Below are 21,595 nucleotides of genomic sequence, written 5' to 3' on the forward strand. Positions count from 1 at the left end.
CTTCCGAAGGGTTCGGGCAGGACTCCTCAAGCGGGACCCGGACGGCGTCCGGGTCCCGCATACTGGGCGGGAGAACGCCTCCCCGGACGGGAGGCCGGTGACCACTGCGCCACGGTGCGCTGGGCGCCTCCGGATCGAGGCGGGAGACACGCAGTGGGCCTGGACATCACGACGCTCCGAGTAACCTTCGGAGCCGTCGCCGTCACACTCTTCGTCCTGTTCTACCTCGTGTCCTACCGCCAGACACGATCCGCCTACAGCGGGTGGTGGTGTGCGGCCATCGCCTTCATCTTCGTCGGGACGATCGGCTACCTGCTGGACGGGACCCCCCAGCAGGTCTGGGCGAACCCGCTCGCCAACGCCGTCCTCGTCGCCGGTACGGTGAGTGTCTGGGCGGGTGCCCGGACGTTGAGGACCACCAGACCCGCGGTGGTCCAGCTCGCCGCGGCACCCCTGCTCACCCTGCTGGCCTCCGCGGTGGACGATCCAGCCACCAACACCTGGTCGGGTGGGCCGGTCTTCCTCGGGATGATGGCCCTCACGATCGGCCTGGCCTCCTGGGAGCTGTGGCACCTGCCTGCGAGCTACCGGCGGGTGCAGGCGCCCCTCGCCGTCGCATCCGGGTTGCTGGCGCTCCTCTATCTCGCCCGCTGCATCGTCTTCCTGGCGGTCGGCCAGGACGGCTACGTCTTCACCACCTACTTCGGCTCCGCCACCAGCACCCTCGTGACCATGCTGCTGCTGGTGGTGGTCGCGTTCAGCGCCGCGGCACTCAGCGCCGAACAGGTCGCCTCGGCCCTTCGGATCCGCGCCGATCGCGACGCCCTCACGGGCCTGCTCAACCGGTCCGGTTTCCTCGACGTCGCGCGGCTGCAGACGGACCGGCTCGCGCGGGCGGAGCATCCGGGAACGCTGATCCTCGCCGACCTCGACTTCTTCAAGGCCGTGAACGACACCTACGGCCACGCGGCGGGCGACGCCGTCCTCCAGGCCTTCGCGGAGTCGGCGACCACGACCGTGCGCTCCACGGACATCGTGGGCCGCTACGGCGGCGAGGAGTTCATCTTCCTCCTGCCCGGCGCAACCGTGTCCCGTAGCGAGGACGTCGCACGGAGTATCAGCATGGCCCTCCGCACCTACGGGGCCGCACCAGGCCTCGAGATGCCCACCGTCAGTTACGGGATCACGGCGATCGAGGCCTCGGACTACGATCTGATGGCGGCGATTGCCTCCGCCGACCGCGCGCTCTACGCCGCGAAGGCCGGGGGGCGCGACCGCGCCGTGCCGGCTCCGCGCATCGACCGCAGCACGGAAGCCGTCGCTGCGGAAGCACGGGAAGCCGGTCGGCTCGGCAGCCAGTAGGGCGCACACCCGGGGCACTGGTGCGCCGCGCTGCTGACTAGGATGACACCATGACCTTCCACCCTGCAGAAGACCGTTATGACTCGATGCCTTATCGCCGGGTGGGCAGGAGTGGTTTGCTGTTGCCTGCTGTGTCGCTGGGTCTGTGGCACAACTTCGGGGATGATAAATCCTTCGGTGTGCAGCGGGAGATCCTGCGTCGTGCGTTCGATCTCGGTGTCACGCACTTTGATCTGGCGAATAATTACGGTCCGCCGTACGGGAGTGCGGAGACGAATTTCGGTCGGCATCTGCGGGATGATTTCCGGCCGTTCCGTGACGAGCTCGTGATTTCCAGCAAGGCCGGGTACGACATGTGGCCGGGTCCGTACGGGAATTTCGGGTCCCGCAAGTATCTGCTGGCGAGTCTTGATCAGTCGCTGGAGCGGATGGGCCTGGATTATGTGGACATCTTCTACAGTCACCGGCCGGATCCTGGGACGCCGCTGGAGGAGACGATGGGTGCGCTCGATACCGCGGTCCGTTCCGGGCGGGCCCTGTATGCGGGAATCAGCTCGTACTCGCCGCAGCGCACGGTGGAAGCTGCGGCGATCCTGGCGGATCTCGGCACGCCGCTGCTCATCCATCAGCCCTCCTACTCGATGCTCAACCGCTGGGTGGAGAACGGGACGCCGAACCTCCCCGAGGCGCTCGAGCAGACGGGCGCGGGTTCCATCGCGTTCTCCCCCCTCGCACAGGGCCTGCTCACCGACCGCTACCTGCACGGCGTGCCCGAGGACTCCCGGGCTGCGGCGCACACGTCGCTGTCCGAGGATTCCCTGTCGGAGGAGAACCTGCGCCGCATCAGGGGCCTCAACGGTATCGCCGAGGGTCGCGGGCAGAGCCTCGCGCAGATGGCGATCGCCTGGCTCCTCCGTCCGCAGACCAGGGGGACGCCGGTCACCTCGGCGCTCATCGGCGCCTCGAGTGTCCGGCAGCTCGAGGACAGCCTCGCGGCTGTGCAGAACCTCGCCTTCACGGCCGAGGAGCTGCACGCGATCGACGAATTCGCAGCCACCTCCGACATCTCCACCTGGACCGAGGGGCAGCAGGGCTGATGCTGTCCTTCCGCACTGCGGGACCGGACGACTGGACGGCCATCTGGTCGATCATGGAGCCCGTGGTGCGGGGCGGCGAGACCTACTGCTGGGACACGGGCATGGACGAGCCATCCGCGCGTGCGGAGTGGCTGCCCGGTGCCACAGGCGCCGACCCCACCCTCGTGGTCTTCGTGGCCGCCGATCCCTCGACGGGCGCCATCCTCGGCACGGCTCAGCTGCACGCCAATCGCGGCGGCAACGGCGCGCATGTGGCCAATGCCTCCTTCCTCGTGGCGGACGAGGCAGCGGGCAGGGGTGTGGGCCGTGCACTGGCCGGCCATGTACTCGGGGAGGCCGTTCGCTCCGGCTACACCGCGATGCAGTTCAACGCCGTGGTCGAGACGAACACCAGGGCCGTTGCACTGTGGTCCTCGCTGGGGTTCGCGATCGTCGGCACCGTGCCGGGCGCCTTCCGCCACCCCGCACTGGGTGCCACGGGACTTCACATCATGCACCGCTTCCTCGACCCGGTCTCCTGATCCTCCCGGCGACTGCGGGGGCGCCTCCGGGCAACAATGGAGTCATGACTGACGACGCGACCATCCACGACCCGCTGCTCGGTGTCTGGGCCACGCTCGGGGAGCCACGCCTCACGCGCGAACTCGGGACGTCGGGCCCGGGATGGGTGGGGCTGGACGCGCAGCACGGGCATTTCGACGACCGCGCGTTGCGCGATGCCCTCGCTCACCGCCCCACCGGCTCGGCGCCGATGCTCGTGCGGGTCGCGGGGAAGGACGCCACGCTGATCGGACGCGCGCTCGACGCCGGGGCGGACGGCGTCGTCGTGCCGCTGGTGGACACCGTGGCCGATGCCGAGGCGGCGGTCGCGGCCAGCCACTACCCGCCCCTCGGAGCGCGGAGCTGGGGGCCGCTGCACGGCAGCCGCCCCGCACACGCGCCCGGCACCGATGCCGGAGCCCATCCCATACCGCTCTGCGCGGTGATGATCGAGACCGCTGCCGGGCTGGAGGCCGTGGAGGCGATCGCCGCTGTGCCGGGAGTCGACATGATCTTCGTCGGGCCCTTCGACCTCTCGCTGGCGCTGGGTGTGCAGGTGGAGGAGTTGCTGGCGTCCGAGGACGATGACGCCCCACTGCGAAGGATCACCAGGGCCTGCAGCGCGGCAGGAATCCGGTCCGGTGCCTACGCAGGCACGCCCGAGCGCGCAGCAGTCCTCGCCCGCGCCGGATTCCACTGGATCGCCTCCACCACCGACACCGCACTGCTGCCGCTCGGCATCGGGGCCCTGCGGGGCCTGCTCCGGCAGGGTCAGCGGGACCAGGTCGAGCCGAGCGAGGGGAACACCGCCTCGTAGCCCTTCAGGACGGCCGAGGCCGCGTGGAACGAGTCGATCAGGGGATGCCCGGCGAAGGCCCGGAGGGCTGCATCGCGGTCCCGGTGGACGGCCGCGCGGATGGTGTCCTGCTCCACGGCCTTCACAGCAGCCATGAGGCCCAGCTGGTGTTCGGCCAGCGGCCGGGCAGGCAGGGGAACCGCGCCCTGCTGATCGACGCCGGCCGGGACCTCGACCACAGCGTCCTCCGGCAGGCCGGGGAGGGTTGTGCCATTACGGACGTTCAGGATGAGCTCGGCCCGCACCCCGGTGAGGAGCGCCCGCATCACGCGGAGCGCCACCTGCTCGTACCCACCCCCCGCGAGGTCCGCTTCATCGCGCTCCTCGTCGGCGGCACGGGCCTCCGCCAGGTATCCCGATTCCCGTTCGCGCCGCGCATCCTCCCACACGGCCAGCGGATCCGCCGCTGCGGTGAGCCGCGGGTACAGGTCTCCCTGCTGGTCGCGGAGGATCTCGCCGCGCGTCCGGTCCGCCGTCCGGATGGAGCGCAGCGCCTCGCGGTGGAAGTAGTAGTAGAAGAGGTATTCGTTCGGCAGGGCGCCGAGCGTGCGCAGGAGATCCGGACCGAAGAGCCGCCCTTCCTCGAAGGCGCCGAGTCGCTGCGGGTCGGAGAGCAGGGCGGGGAGGTGGTCGGGGCCGCCACCCGGCTCCTGGAGTCCACGGAGCCAGCCCAGGTGGTTCAGGCCCACGTAGTCCACGCCCTCGAGGGATGCCCCGAGGTGGAGCCCTGCGGCGCGTGCCGCCCGGGTCACGAGCCCCGAGGCGGAGTCGCAGATGCCGATCACGCGCTGCCCCAGGACGGCCGAGACGGCCTCGGTGACCATGCCCGCCGGGTTGGTGAAGTTGATGAGCCACGCCTCCGGGGCCAGGGCCCGCATCCCCTCGGCCACGCGCATCATGTCCGGGATGGATCGGAGCGCGTAGGAGATACCGCCGGCGCCGACGGTCTCCTGGCCCAGGAGCCCGGCTGCGAGCGCCACCCGTTCGTCGAGCACACGCCCGTCGGCACCACCGCTGCGGACCGCCGCGAAGACGATGTGGGCGCCGGGAAGCGCATCCTCCAGCCGGGACTCCACCCGCAGGGACGGCTTCGCTGTTCCCGGCATGGCCGCCAGGACACGCGCCATCGCATGCGCCCGCGCAGGCAGCGCGTCGAGCAGGACGACGTCGGACACCAGCCCCGCGAAGGGACCCGCGGCGAGGGCGCGATAGACCAGGGGTACGCGGAACCCGCCGCCGCCCACGATCACCAGGGTGGCGCCGTTTCCCGTCGATGGCACAGCAGGCTCGCTTCCGTCGTCGGTGCCGATCATGATCGGCACAGTCCCTCGGGCACCCGGTCCGGGTGTTGCTATTGTGCCGTACATGTCTGCAGAGCACCGCTTCGATCCGCTGTCGGCCGCGCGGGGTCCGGGTGGGCCGGAATTCGATCTCCTGCTCACCGGGCAGGTGTTCTTCGACATCATCTTCACGGGCCTGGAGCAGTTGCCCACCCCGGGCACGGAGGTGTGGACCGATGGCATGGGGTCCGGGCCCGGCGGTATCGCGAACCAGGCCATCGCGGCCAGCAGGCTGGGCCTCCGCACCACCCTCGCGGCCGCCTTCGGCGATGATGGCTACGGCCAGTTCAACTGGGACGTGCTGCAGGACCAGGAACACGTGGACCTCTCCCGCTCACGCGTGTTCGGCGAGTGGCACTCGCCCGTGACCGTCTCCCTGTCCGTCCACCAGGACCGCTCGATGGTCACGCACGGCCATCCGTCGCCACTGCGTGCCTCCGAACTGATCGGCACGCCGCCCACCTGCCGCGCCGCCGTCGTCGGGGTGGAGCAGACGGTCGAACCCTGGGCGCAGGCTGCCGCGGCAGGCGGTACCAAGCTCTTCGGCGACGTGGGATGGGACCCGGCGGGGGAGTGGGCTCCGGAGACGCTCGCAACGCTCGAGCACTTCTACGCGTTCATGCCCAACGCCGTCGAGGCCATGGCCTACACGCGGACGGAGGATCCCTGGTCGGCCCTGTACGCCCTCGCGGACCGCGTGCCGGTTGCCGTCGTCACCGTGGGTCAGCAGGGCGCCATGGCCATCGATTCACTCACGGGCGAGGAGGAATGGATTCCGGCACTCCCTGTCTCGGCCTATGATCCGACGGGCGCGGGGGACTGCTTCGGAGCGGCCTTCGTCATGGGTGACCTCGCGGGATTCCCGCTCGCGGACCGGCTCAGCTTCGCCAATCTCTGCGCATCCCTCTCGGTCCAGCACGTCGGGGGATCGCTCGCCGCACCGGGGTGGGGGGACATCGCCGACTGGTGGCACCGGGTCAACGCCGGGCGTGACGGCGTGCGGAAGCAGTGGCTGCGGCGCTACGCCTTCCTCGAGGATCTCGTGTCGGATGTCCCCACGGAAGCGGTACGCCGGGCGACGGCGACCATCGCGCGACACTCGGACGCCTCGCCGTCGTCGTGGGATTCCGAGGTGAAGCGGAGCGGGCTGGGGGACCTCGGCTGACGGCTGCGGGACCCCGACGTCCCGGACCCCGCCATGCAGCATGGCGGAGTCCGAGGAGTCAGATCAGCGTGGCCGATCGGGCGAACAGCCTGTCCGAGGCGAGCTGCGCGCCGCGTGCGAGGGCGTCGAGTTTCGCACCGGCGATCTGGGGGTGCAGGCGGCCGCCCAGCCCGCAGTCGGTCGACGCGACGACGTTCTCCCGTCCCACCAACGCAGCGAAGCGCTCGATACGCTGTGCCACCAGCTCGGGGTGCTCGACGACGTTCGTCGCGTGGGACACCACACCCGGGACCAGGACCTTGCCGTCCGGGAGCCGCGTGTCCTGCCACAGCGCCCACTCGTGCTCGTGGCGTGCGTTGGCGGCCTCGAACGAGTACGAGCCCGCATTGATGCCCAGCACGAGCTCCACGATGTGCCGGAACTCGATGTCGGTGGTGTGCGGTCCGTGCCAGGATCCCCAGCACACGTGCACCCTGACCTGCTCCTCCGGCAATCCACGCAACGCGTAGTTCAGGGCATCGACACGGATCCGGGTGAAGGCCTGGTAGTCCTCGATGCTCGGTTCAGGATTGATCTGGTCCCAGTTCTCCGCGATCGAGGGATCGTCGATCTGCACGATCAACCCGGCGTCGACGATCGCCGTGTACTCCTCCCGGAGGACGTCGGCCCACGCGTAGATGAACTCCTCTTCACTGCCGTAGTAGTCGTTCCCGATACGGCTGGCCGACCCGGGGGAAAGGGCCGTGATGAAGCCGCTCGGCACGTCCGCGGCACCGAGGCCTGCCTTCAGGTTGGCGATGTCGGAGGCGAGAGCCGTGTGACCCGTGTAGGACATCGGGCCCGTCGCTGACGGGAACCCGGTCGCGTTCCTGCCCAGCTGGATCCCACCCTCGGGGTCCTGGTAAGCGGTGGCGAAACGGGTCCAGTCCCGCCGATCCGCGAACGAGGTGAGCCTCACCCGCCCGGGCTCGCTGCGCACCGGTTCGGCGAGGATGGGATTGTACTCCGTGAGCTCGAGCCCCGAGGTGCGCTGGAAGCTGTAGGTCCACCACGCTCCGTAGTCCACGGCGTTGGACATGGCCTTCCCGTACTCCCCATCCCCGGGGATCGTGATCCCGAGGGTTTTCTGCCGTTGTACGAGGTCCACCACCGCATCGGTGAGGAGACCCTCGAACTCCGGTGTGCGCTCCAGCGTGAAGCCGTCCGGAGCGAATGTCCTCGCCGCATTGGCAGCGATCAGCTCCGGGGTGCGAGGCAGCGACCCGGCGTGGGTGGTGTGGATACGATCACTGGTCATGATGCTGGTTCCTTTCCATCGTTCCTGCCATTAGCACCCTTCCGGACAAGGAATCCGGGGGAAGCTGCAGCGTCACGGAGGCAGGTCTCTCAGCTGCTCTGGATGGTGTGGCTCAGGGGTCCGAAACCACCGGCGACGTCAGGCACGCCCTCTCCACGACCACGAGGTCGAGCACCGACAGGAAAGGCTGCCACCATCATGACCGATAGCACCTCGGAGCCTGAAACTCCCGCGTCATGGTGACGACCCGAACGCTGCAGGGAGCGGATCGCCCTGCTGCTCACCCACGCAGCGCCGCTGCCTCACCGAGCCACCGCGCGTAGAGGGACCACGGGTCGACGACGCCGGCGGACAGCCCGCGCACGTGCGCCTCGAGCTCGTCCGCCGCCGTGAACCACTCGGACCGGCCCCGCCGCAGATCCGCGAACTGCTCGTGCCGGCGGTGTTCGATGAGACGGTCACCGCGTTCGAACGCCAGGAGTTCGTCATGCCGGATCCTGCCGAGGCGCTGGCGAGGGTTCGCCGTCGTACCGATCTTGATGCGGTCGCGGAAGCGGAGGTAGTAGACGACGTCGACCCGCGGCGGCGGAAGACCGTCATCGAGGACGTCGCCCACGCGCCACTCGCACGCCGCGCAGATCCAGCCGGACGGATACCGCACCCCGAGCCGGGAGCCGCAGGCGCGGCATGCCTCCGGTAGCAGGTCCTGGCTGCCCCACTCGGTACTCGACCATTCGGCAACCAGGGCCACGTGTGCCGGGCACAGGGGGAAGGGTGCGTCGCCCACGGCAGCACCGCAGGGGTGGGCATCGTCGACGGGTAGCACGCAGCAGGAGGGTGATTCGAACACACCTTCGATCCTTCCGGCTCGCCTCCCGCCACGCAACCCCGGAGCCGGGGGGTGGGAAGGGATGAGGCAGACGCGGCGAACGGCAAGCCGCGCGCTCGGCACACCAGTGCCGGAGATCATCGGCGGAGCAGGTCCGCAAGCTGGCAGAATAGGGCGCGTGACTTTCCCCGAGCGTGCCGCAGAGATCGATCTCGACGCACTGCGGCACAACGTACGGCAGGTGCGCGACGTCGCGCATCCCGCCCGCATCATGGCCGTCGTCAAGGCGGACGCCTACGGCCACGGTGCCCTTCCCGTCGCGCGGGCGGCCCTCGAAGCCGGCGCCGCCTGGCTCGGCGTCGCCCACGTCAGCGAGGGCGTGGCGTTGAGGAAGGCCGGCATCGAAGCGCCGATTCTCGCGTGGCTCCACACCGCCGGCACGGATTTCACGGCGGGCGTGGAACACGGCCTGGATCTCGGCATCTCGGGCTGGGAGCTCGACCACGTGGTGGCCTCCGCACGTGAGCTGGAACGCCCGGCCATCGTGCACCTCAAGATCGATACAGGCCTGGGGCGGAACGGCTGCCCACCGGACAAGTGGGAGGCCCTGCTGAGCCGCGCCGTCGAGTACCAGGAAGAGGGCCTCATCCGTGTCGTCGGGATCTTCTCGCACCTCGCGGTGGCCGACGAGCCGGCGCGGCCCGAAACGGACGCACAGGTGCAGGCGTTCCGCGAGGCGGTGGCAGCGGCCGAGAACGCGGGGATCGACGTCGAGGTGCGGCACCTCGCCAATACCCCCGCCACCTTCTCCCGGCCGGACTGCCACTTCGACCTGGTGCGGGTGGGGCTCGGCATCTACGGGCTGTCGCCGTTCTCCGACCAGGGCTCGGCCGATCTCGGGCTGAAGCCCGTCATGACTCTCAGCACGATCGTCTCCTCCTGCAAGGAGGTGCCCGCCGGGCACGGCGTCTCCTACGGCTACACCCACCGCACAGCCAAGCCGACGACGCTCGGGCTGATCCCGGTGGGCTACGGAGACGGCGTGCCCCGCATCGCCACCGGCGCGCCCGTCCTCGTCAACGGCCGGATGTACCCCGTGATCGGGCGGATCGCGATGGATCAGCTCGTTATCGACTTCGGCACCACGGGCCTCGCTGATTCTCCGGACAGCCCGCTCGGCGCACGTGCCGTGCTGTTCGGGGGAGTGGGCGCGCCCGCCGTCGAGGACTGGGCGGCGGCGGCGCAGACCATCAACTACGAGGTCGTCACGCGCATCAGCGACCGCGTGGAACGCGTCTACCTGAACGTGGTGCAGGAGAACCATGGCGGAGCCTGACTGGCAGCTGGCGTTCGACGTCGGCTCGGCGGGCGAGCTGCAGGGCCTGGCCGAGCGGCTTGCCGAGCACCTGGCGCCCGGAGATCTGCTGGTCCTGTCCGGGGAGCTGGGTGCCGGGAAGACCACCTTCACCCAGGGCCTGGGGCGCGGGCTCGCGGTCGAGGACCGCATCATCTCGCCCACCTTCGTGCTCGTGCGTGAGCACGGCTCGACGACGGCCGGACCCGGCCTGATCCACGTCGACGCCTACCGCCTCGAGAGCGCTGCCGCCATCGACGACCTCGACCTCGAGGCCACTCTCGCCCGCAACGTCACGGTGATCGAGTGGGGAGCGGGCCGCGTGGAGCATCTCAGCGACAGCCGGCTGCACATCGACATCATCCGCCCGCGTGGAGGCGGGGAACCGGGCGGTGATCCCGGTGCTCCCGGTGGCCCGCCGGCCGCCCCGGCCACCAGGTTCGACGACGACGCCGAGGACGAGGTGCGCAGCATCACCCTTGCGGGCTTCGGTCCACGGTGGCGGGCAGGGCCGCCCGCGCTGACGCTCGACTAGGCTGGTCGGGTGCTTCTCCTCGCCCTCGATACCTCCGCCGCGGCGACCGTCGCTCTCCTCCTCGACGACGACGTCGTCGGCCGGTTCGGCAGCGGCGACACGCGCTCCCATGCCGAGGTGCTCGCACCTGCCGTGCAACGGGTGCTCGCCGACGCCGACGTGTCCGGATCGGACCTCGACGCCGTCATCGCCGGGGTGGGACCGGGGCCGTTCACCGGTCTGCGGGCCGGACTGGTCACGGCGCGCACGCTGAGCTTCGTGTGGGGCGTGCCGCTGCACGGTGTCATGAGTCTCGACGCGCTGGCCTTCGAGGCCGTCGCCGCCGGGGCGGTCGGCGGGACGGATTTCCTCGTCGGCACGGACGCCCGCCGGGGCGAGGTGTACTGGGCCTCCTACCGGTCATCGGGGGCTGCCGTTCCGGAGCTGCTGGAGGGGCCGCACGTCGGCGCGGCCGGCACCCTTCCGCGGGGGCTGCCCCTCGTCGGGCGTGCCGCGAGTCTCTATCCGGCCGACGTCGTCGCCGTCCCGGCCTTCGCCACGGCGGACCCCGATGCTGTCTCGCTCGGCCGCGCCGCCCACGCCCGCCTCGTCGCACGTCAGCCGCTGCTGGACACCACGCCGCTCTACCTGCGCGAGTCCGACGCCAGGGTGCCGGGACCCCGGAAGCGGGCGACGGCGTGAACTTCACCCTGCGCGACCTCGCCTTCGAGGACATCGAGGCCATCGGCCGGCTGGAGAACGAGCTGTTCCCCACCGACGCCTGGCCGCTCGAGATGTTCTACACGGAATTCTTCCAGCCGGACACGCGGCGCTACATCGTGGCGGAGGCGGACGGCGTTCCCGTGGGCTACGCCGGGGTCATGGTCATCGACACGACGGCGGACATCCAGACCATCGGCGTGCTGCCCCGCGTTGAAGGTCAGGGGATAGGCAGGGCCATGCTCACCGAACTGCTCGGCGAGGCCCGCCGACGTGGCGCCGACACGGTGATGCTCGAGGTCCGCGCGGACAATCCCCGCGCCCAGCACCTCTACACGCGCTTCGGGTTCGCGCGGATCCACACGCGGAAGAAGTACTACAGGGACGGCGTGGACGCCTGGGTCATGCAGCTCGTCCTGCCTGCCACGGAAGGGACCACCCCGTGATCACGCAACCACTCGTCCTCGGCATCGAGTCCTCCTGCGACGAGACCGGCGTCGGGATCGTCCGGGGCACCGAATTGCTGACCAACACGGTGTCCTCCTCCATGGACGAGCACGTGCGCTTCGGCGGCGTCATCCCGGAGATCGCCTCGCGGGCGCACCTCGAGGCCTTCGTGCCCACGTTGCAGGCCGCGCTCGACGACGCCGGCGTGACCCTCGCGGACCTCGACGCCATCGCGGTCACGGCCGGGCCCGGTCTCTCCGGCGCCCTCATGGTCGGCGTGTCCGCCGCGAAGGCGCTCGCCGTCGCCACGGGCACGCCGCTGTACGCGATCAACCATCTCGTCGCGCACGTCGGTGTGGGCATCCTCGGCGGGACGTTCCCCGACGGCCTGCCATCGAATCTCGGCGCCCTCCTCGTCTCCGGCGGGCACACGGAGATCCTGCGTGTCGGAGACCTCGCGCACGACGTCGAACTGCTCGGGTCCACGATCGACGACGCCGCCGGCGAGGCGTACGACAAGACGGCGCGCATCCTCGGGCTCGGCTATCCGGGTGGTCCCGCGATCGACCGGCTGGCGCGCGACGGCGACCCCACGGCCATCCGGTTTCCGCGCGGACTGTCGCAACCCAAGTACATGGGAACTGCCGAGGCGCCAGGCCCGCACCGCTACGACTGGTCCTTCAGCGGACTCAAGACCGCCGTCGCCCGGAGCGTGGAGCAGTACGAGACCGCCGGGCTCGAGCTTCCCGTCGCCGACATCGCCGCGTCCTTCCAGGAGGCCGTGGTGGACATCATCACCTCGAAAGCGGTCCTCGCCTGCCGCGAGCACGGCATCACGAATCTCCTGCTCGGGGGAGGGGTCGCGGCCAACCGGCGGTTGCGCGAGCTGACGGCCGAGCGGTGTGCTGCGGCCGGCATCACCCTGACCGTCCCCGCGCCGGCATTGTGCACTGACAACGGAGCCATGGTCGCCGCCCTCGGTGCGCAGATCGTTATGCGCGGTGCGCAGCCCAGTGGCATCGCCTTCGGCACCGATCCGTCGCTTCCCGTCACGACCATCGCACTGCCCCGCTCCTGATGCGGCGCGAGAGGCCGACGGACCGTCAGCCGGCATAAAGCTAGGCAAACTAGCTGTACAGAAACCGAAGTAACAGCTAGGTTGGGAACCAGGTCAAGAAGACGGCCTGCCCCCTTTTACCCCTGGTGACGTCATGACCGTAACTGTCCCTTTCTCCGCCCCTGCCCGCTCCACCGCGGACGCCGAGCTCCCCTCGACCCTCACGTACGGCGACGACGCCGCCCGGGGCTTGCCCGGCCTGACATCGTTCGGCGAGCTGGAGGTCGTGCCGTCGGACGACGAGCCGGCGGCCCTGCCCTGGTCCCTCGCCGATGCCACCAACCGGCAGCTTCGGCGGTGGAGCAACCAGCTCTATCGTGCGCTCGACACCGAGGCGCCTCCCTACGGCGCGGCGGACGACTTCGAGCGCGTGATAGACGAGCTGGAGCGGCGTGAGGGGGAGGCGCGCGAATCTGGGGGCGCGGCACCCCGCGGGACGTTCCGCGACAATCCGATGAACCACCGGTTCGAGCTGTTCCGGGACGGCGTGCTCGCCGGCTACGTCTCCTACTCGATGCGCGCGGGCACGGTCAGGCTGCACCGCACGGTGATCGCAGCGGCCTTCGAGGGGGCCGGCCTGGAGCAGGTGCTGATCCGCAGCGTCCTGCTGAACGCCCACAAGCGGCGCCTGTCCGCCCTTCCGTACTGCAGCGAGGTGCAGGCCTTCCTCGCCGGGAACCCGCAGTACCGCGTACTCCTCGGCGGGTGACGACGAGAGCGGACCGGATCCCCGAGGGTTCCGGTCCGCTCTCGTCGCAAGAGGGTTCCTAGAGCGTGCCCCTGCGGTCCGTCGTGTCACCCGCGAGGAACGCCTCGTCCCGGGAGCCCACGGCTTCCGAGGGAACCCCGGTGCCCGGCACGCCGTCCACGGCGGGCACGGGCTCGGCGTCGAGGACGTCGTCGTCCGCGACCACCGGAGTGGTCTCGGGCGCCGTGGGTGTCGAGTCCGTCGCAGGTACGGCTTCCACCACGACGTCGTCCTCGTCCTCCTTCTTGCCCGCGGCCGCTGCGGCGGCCCCGGCCACGGCAGCAGCAGCCGCGATGCCCACTCCGGCGGCGACCTTCCCGGACACGCCGGCCTTGCCGCTGTCGCCCTGGGTGCCCGCGGCGTCCTCGACGGTCGGGGTTCCTCCGACGCCGGGCACGGACCCGCGCCATGCGCCGGTGGCGTAGGTCTCCGATTCGATGAACTCCTTGAAGTTCTCGAGATCCTTCTTCGCCTGGTTCTCGACGACGTTCAGCTTGTCGCCCACCTTCTCCACGAGGCCCTCGGGCTCGTACTCGAGGACGAGGTTGACGCGCGTGGTCCCGCCGAGGTCGTCGAAGGACACGGACCCCGCGTTGGTGGCGCCTTCCGTCGCAGCCCAGGAGACCTTCCGGTCAGGCACCTGTTCGACGATGCGGGCCTCCCACTGGCGCCGGACCCCACCGATCTCGGCAACCCACTCCATGCGGTCGTCGCCGAGCTGCGTGATCTGCTTGACGCCGCCCATGAAGTGCGGGAACTCCTCGAACTGGGTCCACTGGTTGTACACGGTTGTCACCGGAAGATTCACTACAACAGTTTCTTCGACCTTCGTGCTCATCATGCCTCCCTGGCTCTGCATACGGTCGCTGACCAATTCATCAGCATGCTTAGCTTATGGGATGGTGCTCTGTACGTGCCAGCACCTGTTCACGGCGCGAGATCCCCGACGGACGCGTACTTGAGGCGCCAGTCACGGCCCTCCTCCCCGCCGTACCTGGTCCAGTACTCGCGGCCGGAGGTGATGACGCCCCCGGCGACGGTCCAGAAGGAGACCACGCGGAAGATGCCGACGTCCTCCTGGGGTACCTGGACCTCCGAGACCACGACATCACCTGCGTCGTACACATTGAGCACGTCGATGCTCCAGCCGTTCGGGTGCTCCCGGTTCACGGCGACCATGTTCTCGCGGCCGCGGATGATCTCCCGCGTCACGGGCCAGAAGACCTCCACGTCCTCCGCCAGGGTCAGGCCCACCGCGTGCCAGTCCCTGCTCCAGACGGACGACCAGTACTGCCGGACAACCTCGGTAGATTCCATAGGCCGATGCTACCGGCGCGCACCCGCGTATCGCGCGGCCAGGTGGGGGGCGACGGCCGACTGGAACCCGTCGATCGTCCGCGCGACGGCAGTGGCAGGGGCGGTGTCCCAGATCTCCTGGTTGAAGATCTCCACTTCGACGTCGCCGCGGTAGCCCACGCGCTCCACCGCGGTGGTGATCGAGGCGAAATCGACGATGCCGGCGCCGGGATAGTGGCGGGAGAGCAACACATCCGCCTCCAGGGGCGTCCGCCAGTCGCAGACCTGATAGCTCGCGATGCGGTCCTCACGCCCCGCCCTCGCGATCTGCGCATCGAGGTCCGGGTCCCACCACACGTGGAAGGTGTCCACGACGACGCCCACCACGGCCGGGTCGAACGGTGCCGCGAGGTCGAGTGCCTGGCCCAGGGTCGAGATGACGGCGCGATCCGCCGCGTACATGGGGTGCAGCGGCTCGAGCGCCAGTCGCACGCCGGCGGCCGCGGCGACCGGCGCGAGCTCGGCGAGGGCATCCTCGACCATCGATCGCGCGCCGGCGATGTCCCGGGAACCCTGCGGCAGGCCTCCCGCGACCATGACGAGGACGGCGGCCGAACCCGGGGCTCCCGCGTCGGCAAGCCGGGCTGTCTCCTCGATGGCCCTGCGGTTGTCCTCCATCGCCGACCGCCTGGCCGGACCCTCCGGCACCGTGAAGAAGCCCCCACGGCAGAGGCTCGAGAACCGGAGCCCCGAGCGGGTGAGCAGCCGGGCGGCCTCCGGCAGCGAGACGGCCTGGACGGAGTCCCGCCAGAGCCCGATACTGCCGATCCCGGCGTCCGCGGTCACCGCCAGCGCCTCGGCGAGCGGCGCGTACTTGATGGTGGCCTGGTTGATGGACAGCCGGTCGTGGGGTGCGGTGCTCATGCCGGAACCCCGCTGACGGCCAGGAGGGCGTGCCAGCGCTCACGCGCGAGCTCCGGCTGCTCGAGTGCACCGCAGTCGTTCGCGAGCCGGACGATCTCCGAGAGGTGCGGGAGGCTGCGGGCGGCATGCAGCCCGCCCACCATTCCCACGCCGGGCTGGTGCCCGTTGAGCCAGCTGAGGAACGCCACGCCCGTCTTGTAGTAGAAGGTCGGAGCCGCGAAGATCTGGCGGGACAGCGCCTCGGTGGGGCCGAGGATGCTCTGGTAGGCGGCGGTGTCGCCGGCGTCGAGCGCCTGCACGGCTGCCGACGCGTGCGGGCCGAGCGCCGCGAACGCACCGAGGAGGGCGTCGGAGTACCCCGAGGAGTCCCCGCCCATCAGGGAGACGTAGTTGAAGTCGTCACCGGTGAACATGCGCGCGGGCTCGTTCAGCTGGGCCCTGACCGCCCGCTCGGCGGCGGCGTCCAACAGGCTCATCTTCACGCCCGCCACCCTGTCCGGCGTATTCGCGATGATCTTGAGCAGGGTCGACGACGCCGCGTCCGTCGCGGACGAGCCGAAGTAGGAACCGAGTTCGGGGTCGAAGGCGCTGCCGAGCCAGTGCAGGATCACGGGTGCGCCCGCGGCGGCCAGCACCTCGGAGTACACGCGCTCGTAGTCCTCCGCCGACTGCGCAGCCCGCGCGAGGTGACGGCTCGCCATCAGCACCACGGAAGCGCCGGCGTCCTCGGTGAGATGCAGCTGGTGCTTGTACGCGTCGATCACCGCCTCGAGGGAGATGACCCTGTCCTCGATGTGATCGGTGTTCACCCCGACGACCAGTGCGCCGCCGACCGAGCGTGCCTCCGCGGCGCTGCGTGTGATGAGCTCCCGCGTGGCGGCAGCATCGAGCCCCATGTTCCGCTGCGCGGTGTCCATGGCATCCGCGACACCCAGCCCCCAGGACCACAGGTGATGGCGGAAGGCGAGGGTCGCGTCCCAGTCGAGATCCGCGGGAGCACCCGGCACGTTGTCCGCCGTCGTCCGTGGCACCACGTGCGCGGCCGCATACACCGTGCGGCTGGTGAGTGGTGCCGTCGGCTTCGAGAAGGAGGGGGAGGGGTTCAGCTCGGTGACGGAAGTGGCTCCCGTCGCGTCGACGAGGGTGATCATGCCGACGCGACCGCGTCTTCGCGGGGGAGCGATGTGGTGCGCACGTCCTCCATGTCGAGGCGGCGCCCCGACCGCGAACTCTCGAGGCCCTGCTCCGCGAGGTACATCCCGCGTGCTCCGGCGAGGAAGTCGTAGGGATGCGGCGCATCCTCGAGGACGTGACGGAGGAAGTCCTCCCACTGCGTCTTGAAGCCGTTCTCGAAGACCTCGTTGGTGGGCACACCCATCCAGTCGGCGTCGTAGTCGTGACTGTCCTCAAGATCCGGGTTCCACACGGGCTTCGGGCTGGCGTTGCGTGGCTGGATCTTGCAGCCGAAGAGCCCGACGACGGCGGAGCCGTGGGTGCCGTCCACCTGGAACTGCACCAGCTCGTCGCGGTCCACCCGAACGGCCCAGCTCGAGTTGAGCTGGGCGATGATGCCACCCTCGAGCTCGAACACCGCGTATGCGGCGTCGTCGGCCGTGGCCGGGTAGGGATGGCCCTGCTCGTCGACGCGCTCGCCGATGTGCGTCACGGCGCGGGCGTAGACGGACTCCACCTTGCCGAAGAGGTTCTCCAGGACGTAGCTCCAGTGCGGGAACATGTCGACCACGATCCCGCCGCCGTCCTCGGCGCGGTAGTTCCAGCTGGGCCGCTGGGCGTCCTGCCAGTCGCCCTCGAACACCCAGTAGCCGAACTCCCCGCGCACGGAGAGGATGCGGCCGAAGAAACCGGAGTCGATCAGGCGCTTCAGTTTCTGCATGCCGGGCAGGTACAGCTTGTCGTGCACGACGCCGTTCTTGATCCCGGCGGCTTCGGCGAGGTTGGCGAGTTCGAGGGCATCCTCGGCCGTCTCCGCCGTCGGCTTCTCCGTGTAGATGGCCTTGCCGGCGGCGATGGCCTTGCGGATGGCCGCGGAGCGCGCCTTGGTGACGAGGAAGTCGGCGTAGATCTCCCAGGTGGGGTCTGCCAGGACACTGTCGAGATCCGTGGAGTAGTGCTCGATGCCGTGCTTCGCCGCCAGCTCGGCGAGCTTCGCTTCATTGCGGCCCACGAGGATCGGCTCCACCTGCACGCGCGTGCCGTCCGACAGCAGGACTCCGCCCTGGTCGCGGATCGCGAGGATGGAGCGCACCAGATGCTGGCGGTACCCCATGCGTCCGGAGACGCCGTTCATGATGATCCCGATTGTCCTCGTTGACATTGTTGCTCCTTGTTCCCGGCCGTGGCGTGCGATTCTGGCGCTTCGGAAAACGCTTACCGCGAGTGTAAGGGAAGAAGAAGTCGGGGGCAATATCGTGAGGTGCCCGCCTACTGTTCCGCGTCGGACCGCTGCGGGATCCGGCGGCGCGTGCACTGATCGGGCCGGACCCACGCCTCCCGTGCGATCGAGAATTCGACCCATTGGGCCAGGACCGCGGACGGCGTCCAGGCCATCGCGAAGCCGCGGACGGTCTGGACCGATCCGTTCGGGTACTCGAGGTCCACCCACAGGGCAGGTGCGGGGGAGACGGACTCCGTGATGCCCTCGGTCGGAGCGTCGAGCTGGACGGGCGGCAGGTACTGATGCGTCGTCGGGGGCAGCCCGTGCCACCCTGCAGCGTCAGGCATGATGTACGCGCTCCGCCGCACCGCACCCGGCGCGCGCCGGCACGGGAAACGGCGGGGGCGCGGTGCTCGACGTCGTCCTGTCCATGCCACCACTCTACGAGGGGGCGGGGGAGGCCGGAGGGGTAGATGGCTCAGCCGGACCGCGGGACCCTCGACCGCCGACGGCAGCGGGCCGCCTCGACCCACGCCTCCCGCGCGCGCGAGAACTCGATCCACTGGGCGAGGACGGCGGTCCCGGTCCACGCCATGGCGAAGCCGCGCACCGTGCGCGCGGAGCCGTCCGCGTAGTCAAGGTCGATCCACAGGGCCGGGGACTTCTCCGGCGCGGTGATGGCTTCCCTCGGAGCGTCGAGCTGGAGCGGAGGAATGTATCTGTCAGCACTGGGTGGGATGCCGTGCCATCCCGGTCGTTCAGCCATGCGACGAGGGTACGACGCGCGACCGACAGCGTACGCGTCGTCATCACCTGCAGTAGTGACGCGTAGTAACCCGGAGCCCGATGCGGCGGAGCTACTGCTGCGTCGTGTCCCCGGATCCGGCGCGTGCCCGGGCGAGGTCGTCGCTGAAGGGAGCACGCTTTCTCGGTGGAAGGTCGTCGATGAGCTCGTTCACGGCGAGTGCGAGCAGATCACACTCGAGCGGGGGCAGCGGCATGATGCCGGTGAGGTAGGCCTCGACCTCGTACTCGTCGACGTCACCGCTGAGGGAGAAGTAGCGCAGCCACACGTCGCCGACGGACAGGCCGGACTCGACGACTGCCGCATCGATCAGTGACCGCTGCTCCTCCGCATAGGGAAAAGGCGTCACCGCGTCTCCTTCTCCTCCGAGGCACCGAAGCCGTTGACGATGTCCGCGGTGAGCTGCCGGAACGGGACGCCGCTGCTGCGCGCCCTGGCGGTCAGGTCGGCCAGCGCCTCGGCCTCGGTCAGGCCCTCGCGCTGCATCAGGATCCCCTTAGCCATGCCGACGAGATCGCGGGAGCGCAGGGACGCGCGGAGTTCGCTGCTGATGCGTGTCGAGGTGGCGCTCGTCTGCACATGGCCGAGGAGCGCGGAGGCTGCCACCGAAAGGCTGCGGAGCCGGGTCTTGTCGGCTTCGTCGAAGGCGGCAGGAACAGCAGAGTAGACCTTCATGGCACCGATCGCGTCGCGTCCCCGCAGGAGGGGCACGCTGAAACAGGATCTGACGCCCTCCGCGGACGCGGCGCTGCTCCATGCGGGAAAGCGCTGGTCGGAGGATGTGTCCTCGAGCATGACGGCCTCGCGGGTGGACCAGGCGGCAAGGCACGGTCCTTCACCCAGCGTGTACTGGAGGTCGTCGGCACTGCGGACGAGGTCGTCGGTGGCACCGACACTCACCCGGTGGCCCCCGTGGATGAGCGAGACGCCGGCGCCGGAGGCGTTGGGCGTGGTGTCCTGCGCCACCTGGGCCAGGAGGTCCACGGCGTGCTGGGCGGTCTCCTGAGTGAGCACCAGCCCGCGGATGCGGCCGAGGGTCGTGCCCAGTTCGCTGGAGAGGGGGGAAGGATCCATCAGTTGCCTCGAACGTCATGCCAGGCTTGATCCTGGCGCCACGGGCCCTCTGCTGGACCACGATCGCACGTTGCCGGCGACCCGCTGGACTCATCCTAACCGGGCGTGTCACGCTCCCGGGCTCCCCCGGAAAATACTCACCACGAGTCGGGTTCCTCTGGTTAGGATTATCGCGACGATGTCACCGCCACTGCAGCCATGGTCCTCGACCGGTCCAGCGGGCGCGCCACCGTCACGCCGTCGACCCCGAACGTGAGGTACCCCAGCGCCATGTCGAAGAATGACCTGCAGAAGATCCGCGTTGCCGCTGCCGACAAGGAGGACGTCGAGTTCGAACTCGACCGCGCCGAACTGGTGCTGCAGGAGGCCGTGGCCGAGGCGCTCATCCACGGCGAGGACATCACCGTGGTGGCAGAGGTGGCGGAACTTCCCATTGAGGATGTGGCGAAGCTCGCCGCGCAGGAAGCGCGGCCGGATTCCGTCCTGCCGTTCTGATACCGGCGCCGGTATCAGCCGGCCGTGGCGTCACGCGGAGGCGTGCTGCCACGGATGATCGTCTCCGTCGAAACGGCCTGCTGCACGGCAGCGGCGTCGGTCGCGGTGCCCGTCGCGAGTCGGAGGGCGTGACGGCCCACGTCCTCCAGGGGAATCCGCACGGTGGAGAGGGCCGGGGTGATGTCGCGCACCGTTGGGATGTCGTCGAAGCCCGCGACGCCGATGTCCTGTCCGGGTACCACCCCGGCATCGCGCAGCGCCGAGACCACCCCGACGGCCATCACGTCGTTGACAGCGAAGATCAGATCCACCGGGGCACCGGACGCCAGGAGTTCCTGCGTGCCGCGATAGCCCCCCTCCCGGGTGAAGTCGGCGTGAATGATCTGCTCGGGCAGCAGGGGGATGCCGTGTTCCGCGAGTCCGGTCCTGAATCCGTCGAGTCGCTCTTCCGCCGTCCTGATCTCGGCGGGTCCCGTGATCACGGCTACTCGTCGGTACCCCAGGCCGGCCAAAGCGATGGCCAGGTCCCGGGCGCCCCCACGGTTGTCGAGGAGCACTGTCGCGAACGGTGCGGCGTCCTGGCTGATGAAGGCCACCTTGCCGCCCGTGTCCTCGAAGGACGACAGCTCCGCGCGCAGGTGCTCCTCGTAGGGCGATCCCGTGGTCCGCGACCCGGCGAGGATCATCACCTTCGGGCGCTGGCCGCGTAGGGCACGCACGGTATCGAGCTCGCGTTCCGAACTGCGGCCGGTCACCGCGATGGTCACCACGAGATTCTCGTTGCCGGCGGCGTCGATCACGCCGGCCGCGATGCTGGAGAAGTAGGGGTCGGCGATATCGGCGACAATGAGGGCCACCGTGGTGGTGCTGCCCTTGGCCACGGCCTGGGCGAACAGATTGGTGGTGTAGCCGAGTCGCTGGGCTGCCTCCACCACACGCAGCCGGTAGGACTCGTTCACCTTGCGGGCGCTGCCGTTGAGCGACCTGGACGCCGTGGCGAGCGACACCCCGGCCTCGCGAGCGACGTCGTGCAGCGTCGCTGGACTCTTGCTGACCGGTGCCGACATCGCTCGTTCTCCTGGGGGTGGAGATGCGGAACGTCCGACCGCACCTGTTCCGCATCAAAAAGCCATTGTTGCACGTCGCCATGCGGGGGCCGGAGGCGTCGGTAAGCGCTTTCTCTGCTAGTGTTCCCGAGATCGTATTCCTGCCCGACGATG

25 protein-coding genes are annotated in these 21,595 nt (G+C 69.7%); 12 read left to right on the top strand and 13 right to left on the bottom strand.

What is annotated here, in order from left to right; all coding sequences use genetic code 11:
- Window positions 1–153: 153 nt before the first annotated feature.
- Genes FJV46_RS03525 through FJV46_RS03540 form a run of 4 tightly spaced genes read left to right on the top strand, consistent with a single transcriptional unit; the run spans window position 154 to window position 3,816 of the window.
- Window positions 154–1,362, top strand: coding sequence for a GGDEF domain-containing protein (locus FJV46_RS03525; protein WP_087029946.1), 1,209 nt, complete (start codon window positions 154–156; stop codon window positions 1,360–1,362).
- Between the two features lie 50 nt (window positions 1,363–1,412).
- Window positions 1,413–2,459, top strand: a complete 1,047-nt coding sequence (gene mgrA, locus FJV46_RS03530) for an L-glyceraldehyde 3-phosphate reductase (protein ID WP_087029943.1) — start codon at window positions 1,413–1,415, stop codon at window positions 2,457–2,459.
- The gene (locus FJV46_RS03535) at window positions 2,459–2,980 is read left to right on the top strand and encodes a GNAT family N-acetyltransferase (RefSeq protein ID WP_087029940.1); all 522 of its coding nucleotides are present in this window, start codon (window positions 2,459–2,461) and stop codon (window positions 2,978–2,980) included. Before mgrA ends, FJV46_RS03535 begins: the two co-directional genes overlap by 1 nt.
- 44 nt (window positions 2,981–3,024) lie before the next feature.
- Entirely contained in the window at window positions 3,025–3,816 is a 792-nt protein-coding gene (locus FJV46_RS03540; protein ID WP_087029936.1) for an HpcH/HpaI aldolase family protein, read from the top strand.
- On the opposite strand, the gene FJV46_RS03545 is transcribed toward FJV46_RS03540, so the two are convergent.
- Window positions 3,771–5,168 (bottom strand): family 4 glycosyl hydrolase, encoded by a 1,398-nt coding sequence (locus FJV46_RS03545; RefSeq protein WP_087030383.1) that lies wholly within the window; start codon window positions 5,166–5,168, stop codon window positions 3,771–3,773. The genes FJV46_RS03540 and FJV46_RS03545 overlap by 46 nt on opposite strands.
- 52 nt (window positions 5,169–5,220) lie before the next feature.
- Between FJV46_RS03545 and FJV46_RS03550 the strand changes: the two genes are divergently transcribed.
- Window positions 5,221–6,360, top strand: a complete 1,140-nt coding sequence (locus tag FJV46_RS03550) for a carbohydrate kinase family protein (RefSeq protein ID WP_087029933.1) — start codon at window positions 5,221–5,223, stop codon at window positions 6,358–6,360.
- Window positions 6,361–6,418: 58 nt separating this feature from the next.
- Here FJV46_RS03550 and FJV46_RS03555 read toward each other — a convergent pair whose 3' ends face one another.
- Window positions 6,419–7,657 (bottom strand): cobalamin-independent methionine synthase II family protein, encoded by a 1,239-nt coding sequence (locus tag FJV46_RS03555; protein WP_087029930.1) that lies wholly within the window; start codon window positions 7,655–7,657, stop codon window positions 6,419–6,421.
- 280 nt (window positions 7,658–7,937) lie between these two features.
- Window positions 7,938–8,507, bottom strand: a complete 570-nt coding sequence (locus FJV46_RS03560) for a GIY-YIG nuclease family protein (protein WP_370684692.1) — start codon at window positions 8,505–8,507, stop codon at window positions 7,938–7,940.
- A 148-nt stretch (window positions 8,508–8,655) separates the two neighbouring features.
- Here FJV46_RS03560 and alr point away from each other — a divergent pair, with 148 nt between their 5' ends.
- The 6 genes from alr (at window position 8,656) to FJV46_RS03590 (ending at window position 13,347) form a co-directional block, all read left to right on the top strand.
- Complete coding sequence (gene alr / locus FJV46_RS03565; RefSeq protein WP_232008704.1) at window positions 8,656–9,822, top strand: alanine racemase; 1,167 nt, start codon at window positions 8,656–8,658, stop codon at window positions 9,820–9,822.
- Window positions 9,809–10,375, top strand: coding sequence for a tRNA (adenosine(37)-N6)-threonylcarbamoyltransferase complex ATPase subunit type 1 TsaE (gene tsaE / locus FJV46_RS03570; RefSeq protein WP_087029924.1), 567 nt, complete (start codon window positions 9,809–9,811; stop codon window positions 10,373–10,375). Before alr ends, tsaE begins: the two co-directional genes overlap by 14 nt.
- Before the next feature lie 9 nt (window positions 10,376–10,384).
- Window positions 10,385–11,056, top strand: a complete 672-nt coding sequence (gene tsaB / locus FJV46_RS03575; RefSeq protein ID WP_087029921.1) for a tRNA (adenosine(37)-N6)-threonylcarbamoyltransferase complex dimerization subunit type 1 TsaB — start codon at window positions 10,385–10,387, stop codon at window positions 11,054–11,056.
- Window positions 11,053–11,520, top strand: coding sequence for a ribosomal protein S18-alanine N-acetyltransferase (rimI, locus tag FJV46_RS03580; protein WP_087029918.1), 468 nt, complete (start codon window positions 11,053–11,055; stop codon window positions 11,518–11,520). The genes tsaB and rimI overlap by 4 nt, the downstream gene beginning before the upstream one ends.
- Complete coding sequence (gene tsaD / locus FJV46_RS03585) at window positions 11,517–12,599, top strand: tRNA (adenosine(37)-N6)-threonylcarbamoyltransferase complex transferase subunit TsaD (RefSeq protein ID WP_087029915.1); 1,083 nt, start codon at window positions 11,517–11,519, stop codon at window positions 12,597–12,599. Before rimI ends, tsaD begins: the two co-directional genes overlap by 4 nt.
- A gap of 133 nt (window positions 12,600–12,732) precedes the next feature.
- A complete protein-coding gene (locus FJV46_RS03590) occupies window positions 12,733–13,347 on the top strand; it encodes a GNAT family N-acetyltransferase (RefSeq protein WP_104150516.1) in 615 nt (204 codons plus the stop codon).
- A 58-nt stretch (window positions 13,348–13,405) separates the two neighbouring features.
- Here the strand turns inward: FJV46_RS03590 and FJV46_RS03595 are convergent, their stop codons facing one another.
- The 9 genes from FJV46_RS03595 to FJV46_RS03635 all read right to left on the bottom strand — a co-directional run bounded on the left by FJV46_RS03595 (window position 13,406) and on the right by FJV46_RS03635 (window position 19,880).
- Complete coding sequence (locus FJV46_RS03595; protein WP_377004414.1) at window positions 13,406–14,194, bottom strand: SRPBCC family protein; 789 nt, start codon at window positions 14,192–14,194, stop codon at window positions 13,406–13,408.
- Window positions 14,195–14,313: 119 nt separating this feature from the next.
- Window positions 14,314–14,703 carry a nuclear transport factor 2 family protein gene (locus tag FJV46_RS03600; protein WP_087029912.1) on the bottom strand — a complete coding sequence of 130 codons (390 nt, stop codon included), beginning with the start codon at window positions 14,701–14,703 and terminating at the stop codon, window positions 14,314–14,316.
- Window positions 14,704–14,712: 9 nt separating this feature from the next.
- Window positions 14,713–15,606, bottom strand: a complete 894-nt coding sequence (locus FJV46_RS03605; protein ID WP_087029909.1) for a sugar phosphate isomerase/epimerase family protein — start codon at window positions 15,604–15,606, stop codon at window positions 14,713–14,715.
- The gene (locus FJV46_RS03610) at window positions 15,603–16,757 is read right to left on the bottom strand and encodes a dihydrodipicolinate synthase family protein (protein ID WP_087029906.1); all 1,155 of its coding nucleotides are present in this window, start codon (window positions 16,755–16,757) and stop codon (window positions 15,603–15,605) included. Before FJV46_RS03610 ends, FJV46_RS03605 begins: the two co-directional genes overlap by 4 nt.
- On the bottom strand, window positions 16,754–17,941 hold the full coding sequence (locus tag FJV46_RS03615) for a Gfo/Idh/MocA family protein (RefSeq protein ID WP_087029904.1): 1,188 nt from the start codon (window positions 17,939–17,941) through the stop codon (window positions 16,754–16,756). The genes FJV46_RS03610 and FJV46_RS03615 overlap by 4 nt, the downstream gene beginning before the upstream one ends.
- A 107-nt stretch (window positions 17,942–18,048) precedes the next feature.
- A complete protein-coding gene (locus tag FJV46_RS03620; RefSeq protein ID WP_087029901.1) occupies window positions 18,049–18,348 on the bottom strand; it encodes a hypothetical protein in 300 nt (99 codons plus the stop codon).
- A gap of 131 nt (window positions 18,349–18,479) precedes the next feature.
- Window positions 18,480–18,767 (bottom strand): hypothetical protein, encoded by a 288-nt coding sequence (locus FJV46_RS03625; RefSeq protein WP_087029898.1) that lies wholly within the window; start codon window positions 18,765–18,767, stop codon window positions 18,480–18,482.
- A 91-nt stretch (window positions 18,768–18,858) separates the two neighbouring features.
- A complete protein-coding gene (locus FJV46_RS03630; protein ID WP_087029895.1) occupies window positions 18,859–19,155 on the bottom strand; it encodes a hypothetical protein in 297 nt (98 codons plus the stop codon).
- Window positions 19,152–19,880, bottom strand: coding sequence for a GAF and ANTAR domain-containing protein (locus FJV46_RS03635; protein ID WP_087029893.1), 729 nt, complete (start codon window positions 19,878–19,880; stop codon window positions 19,152–19,154). The genes FJV46_RS03630 and FJV46_RS03635 overlap by 4 nt, the downstream gene beginning before the upstream one ends.
- Before the next feature lie 270 nt (window positions 19,881–20,150).
- Between FJV46_RS03635 and FJV46_RS03640 the strand changes: the two genes are divergently transcribed.
- Window positions 20,151–20,375, top strand: a complete 225-nt coding sequence (locus FJV46_RS03640; protein ID WP_126130630.1) for a hypothetical protein — start codon at window positions 20,151–20,153, stop codon at window positions 20,373–20,375.
- 14 nt (window positions 20,376–20,389) lie between these two features.
- On the opposite strand, the gene FJV46_RS03645 is transcribed toward FJV46_RS03640, so the two are convergent.
- Window positions 20,390–21,442: a LacI family DNA-binding transcriptional regulator gene (locus tag FJV46_RS03645; protein WP_087029887.1), complete on the bottom strand. Its 1,053-nt coding sequence runs from the start codon at window positions 21,440–21,442 to the stop codon at window positions 20,390–20,392.
- Window positions 21,443–21,595: the final 153 nt, after the last annotated feature.

This window comes from Arthrobacter agilis (assembly GCF_006494655.1).
Classification (GTDB): Bacteria; Actinomycetota; Actinomycetes; order Actinomycetales; family Micrococcaceae; genus Arthrobacter_D; species Arthrobacter_D agilis.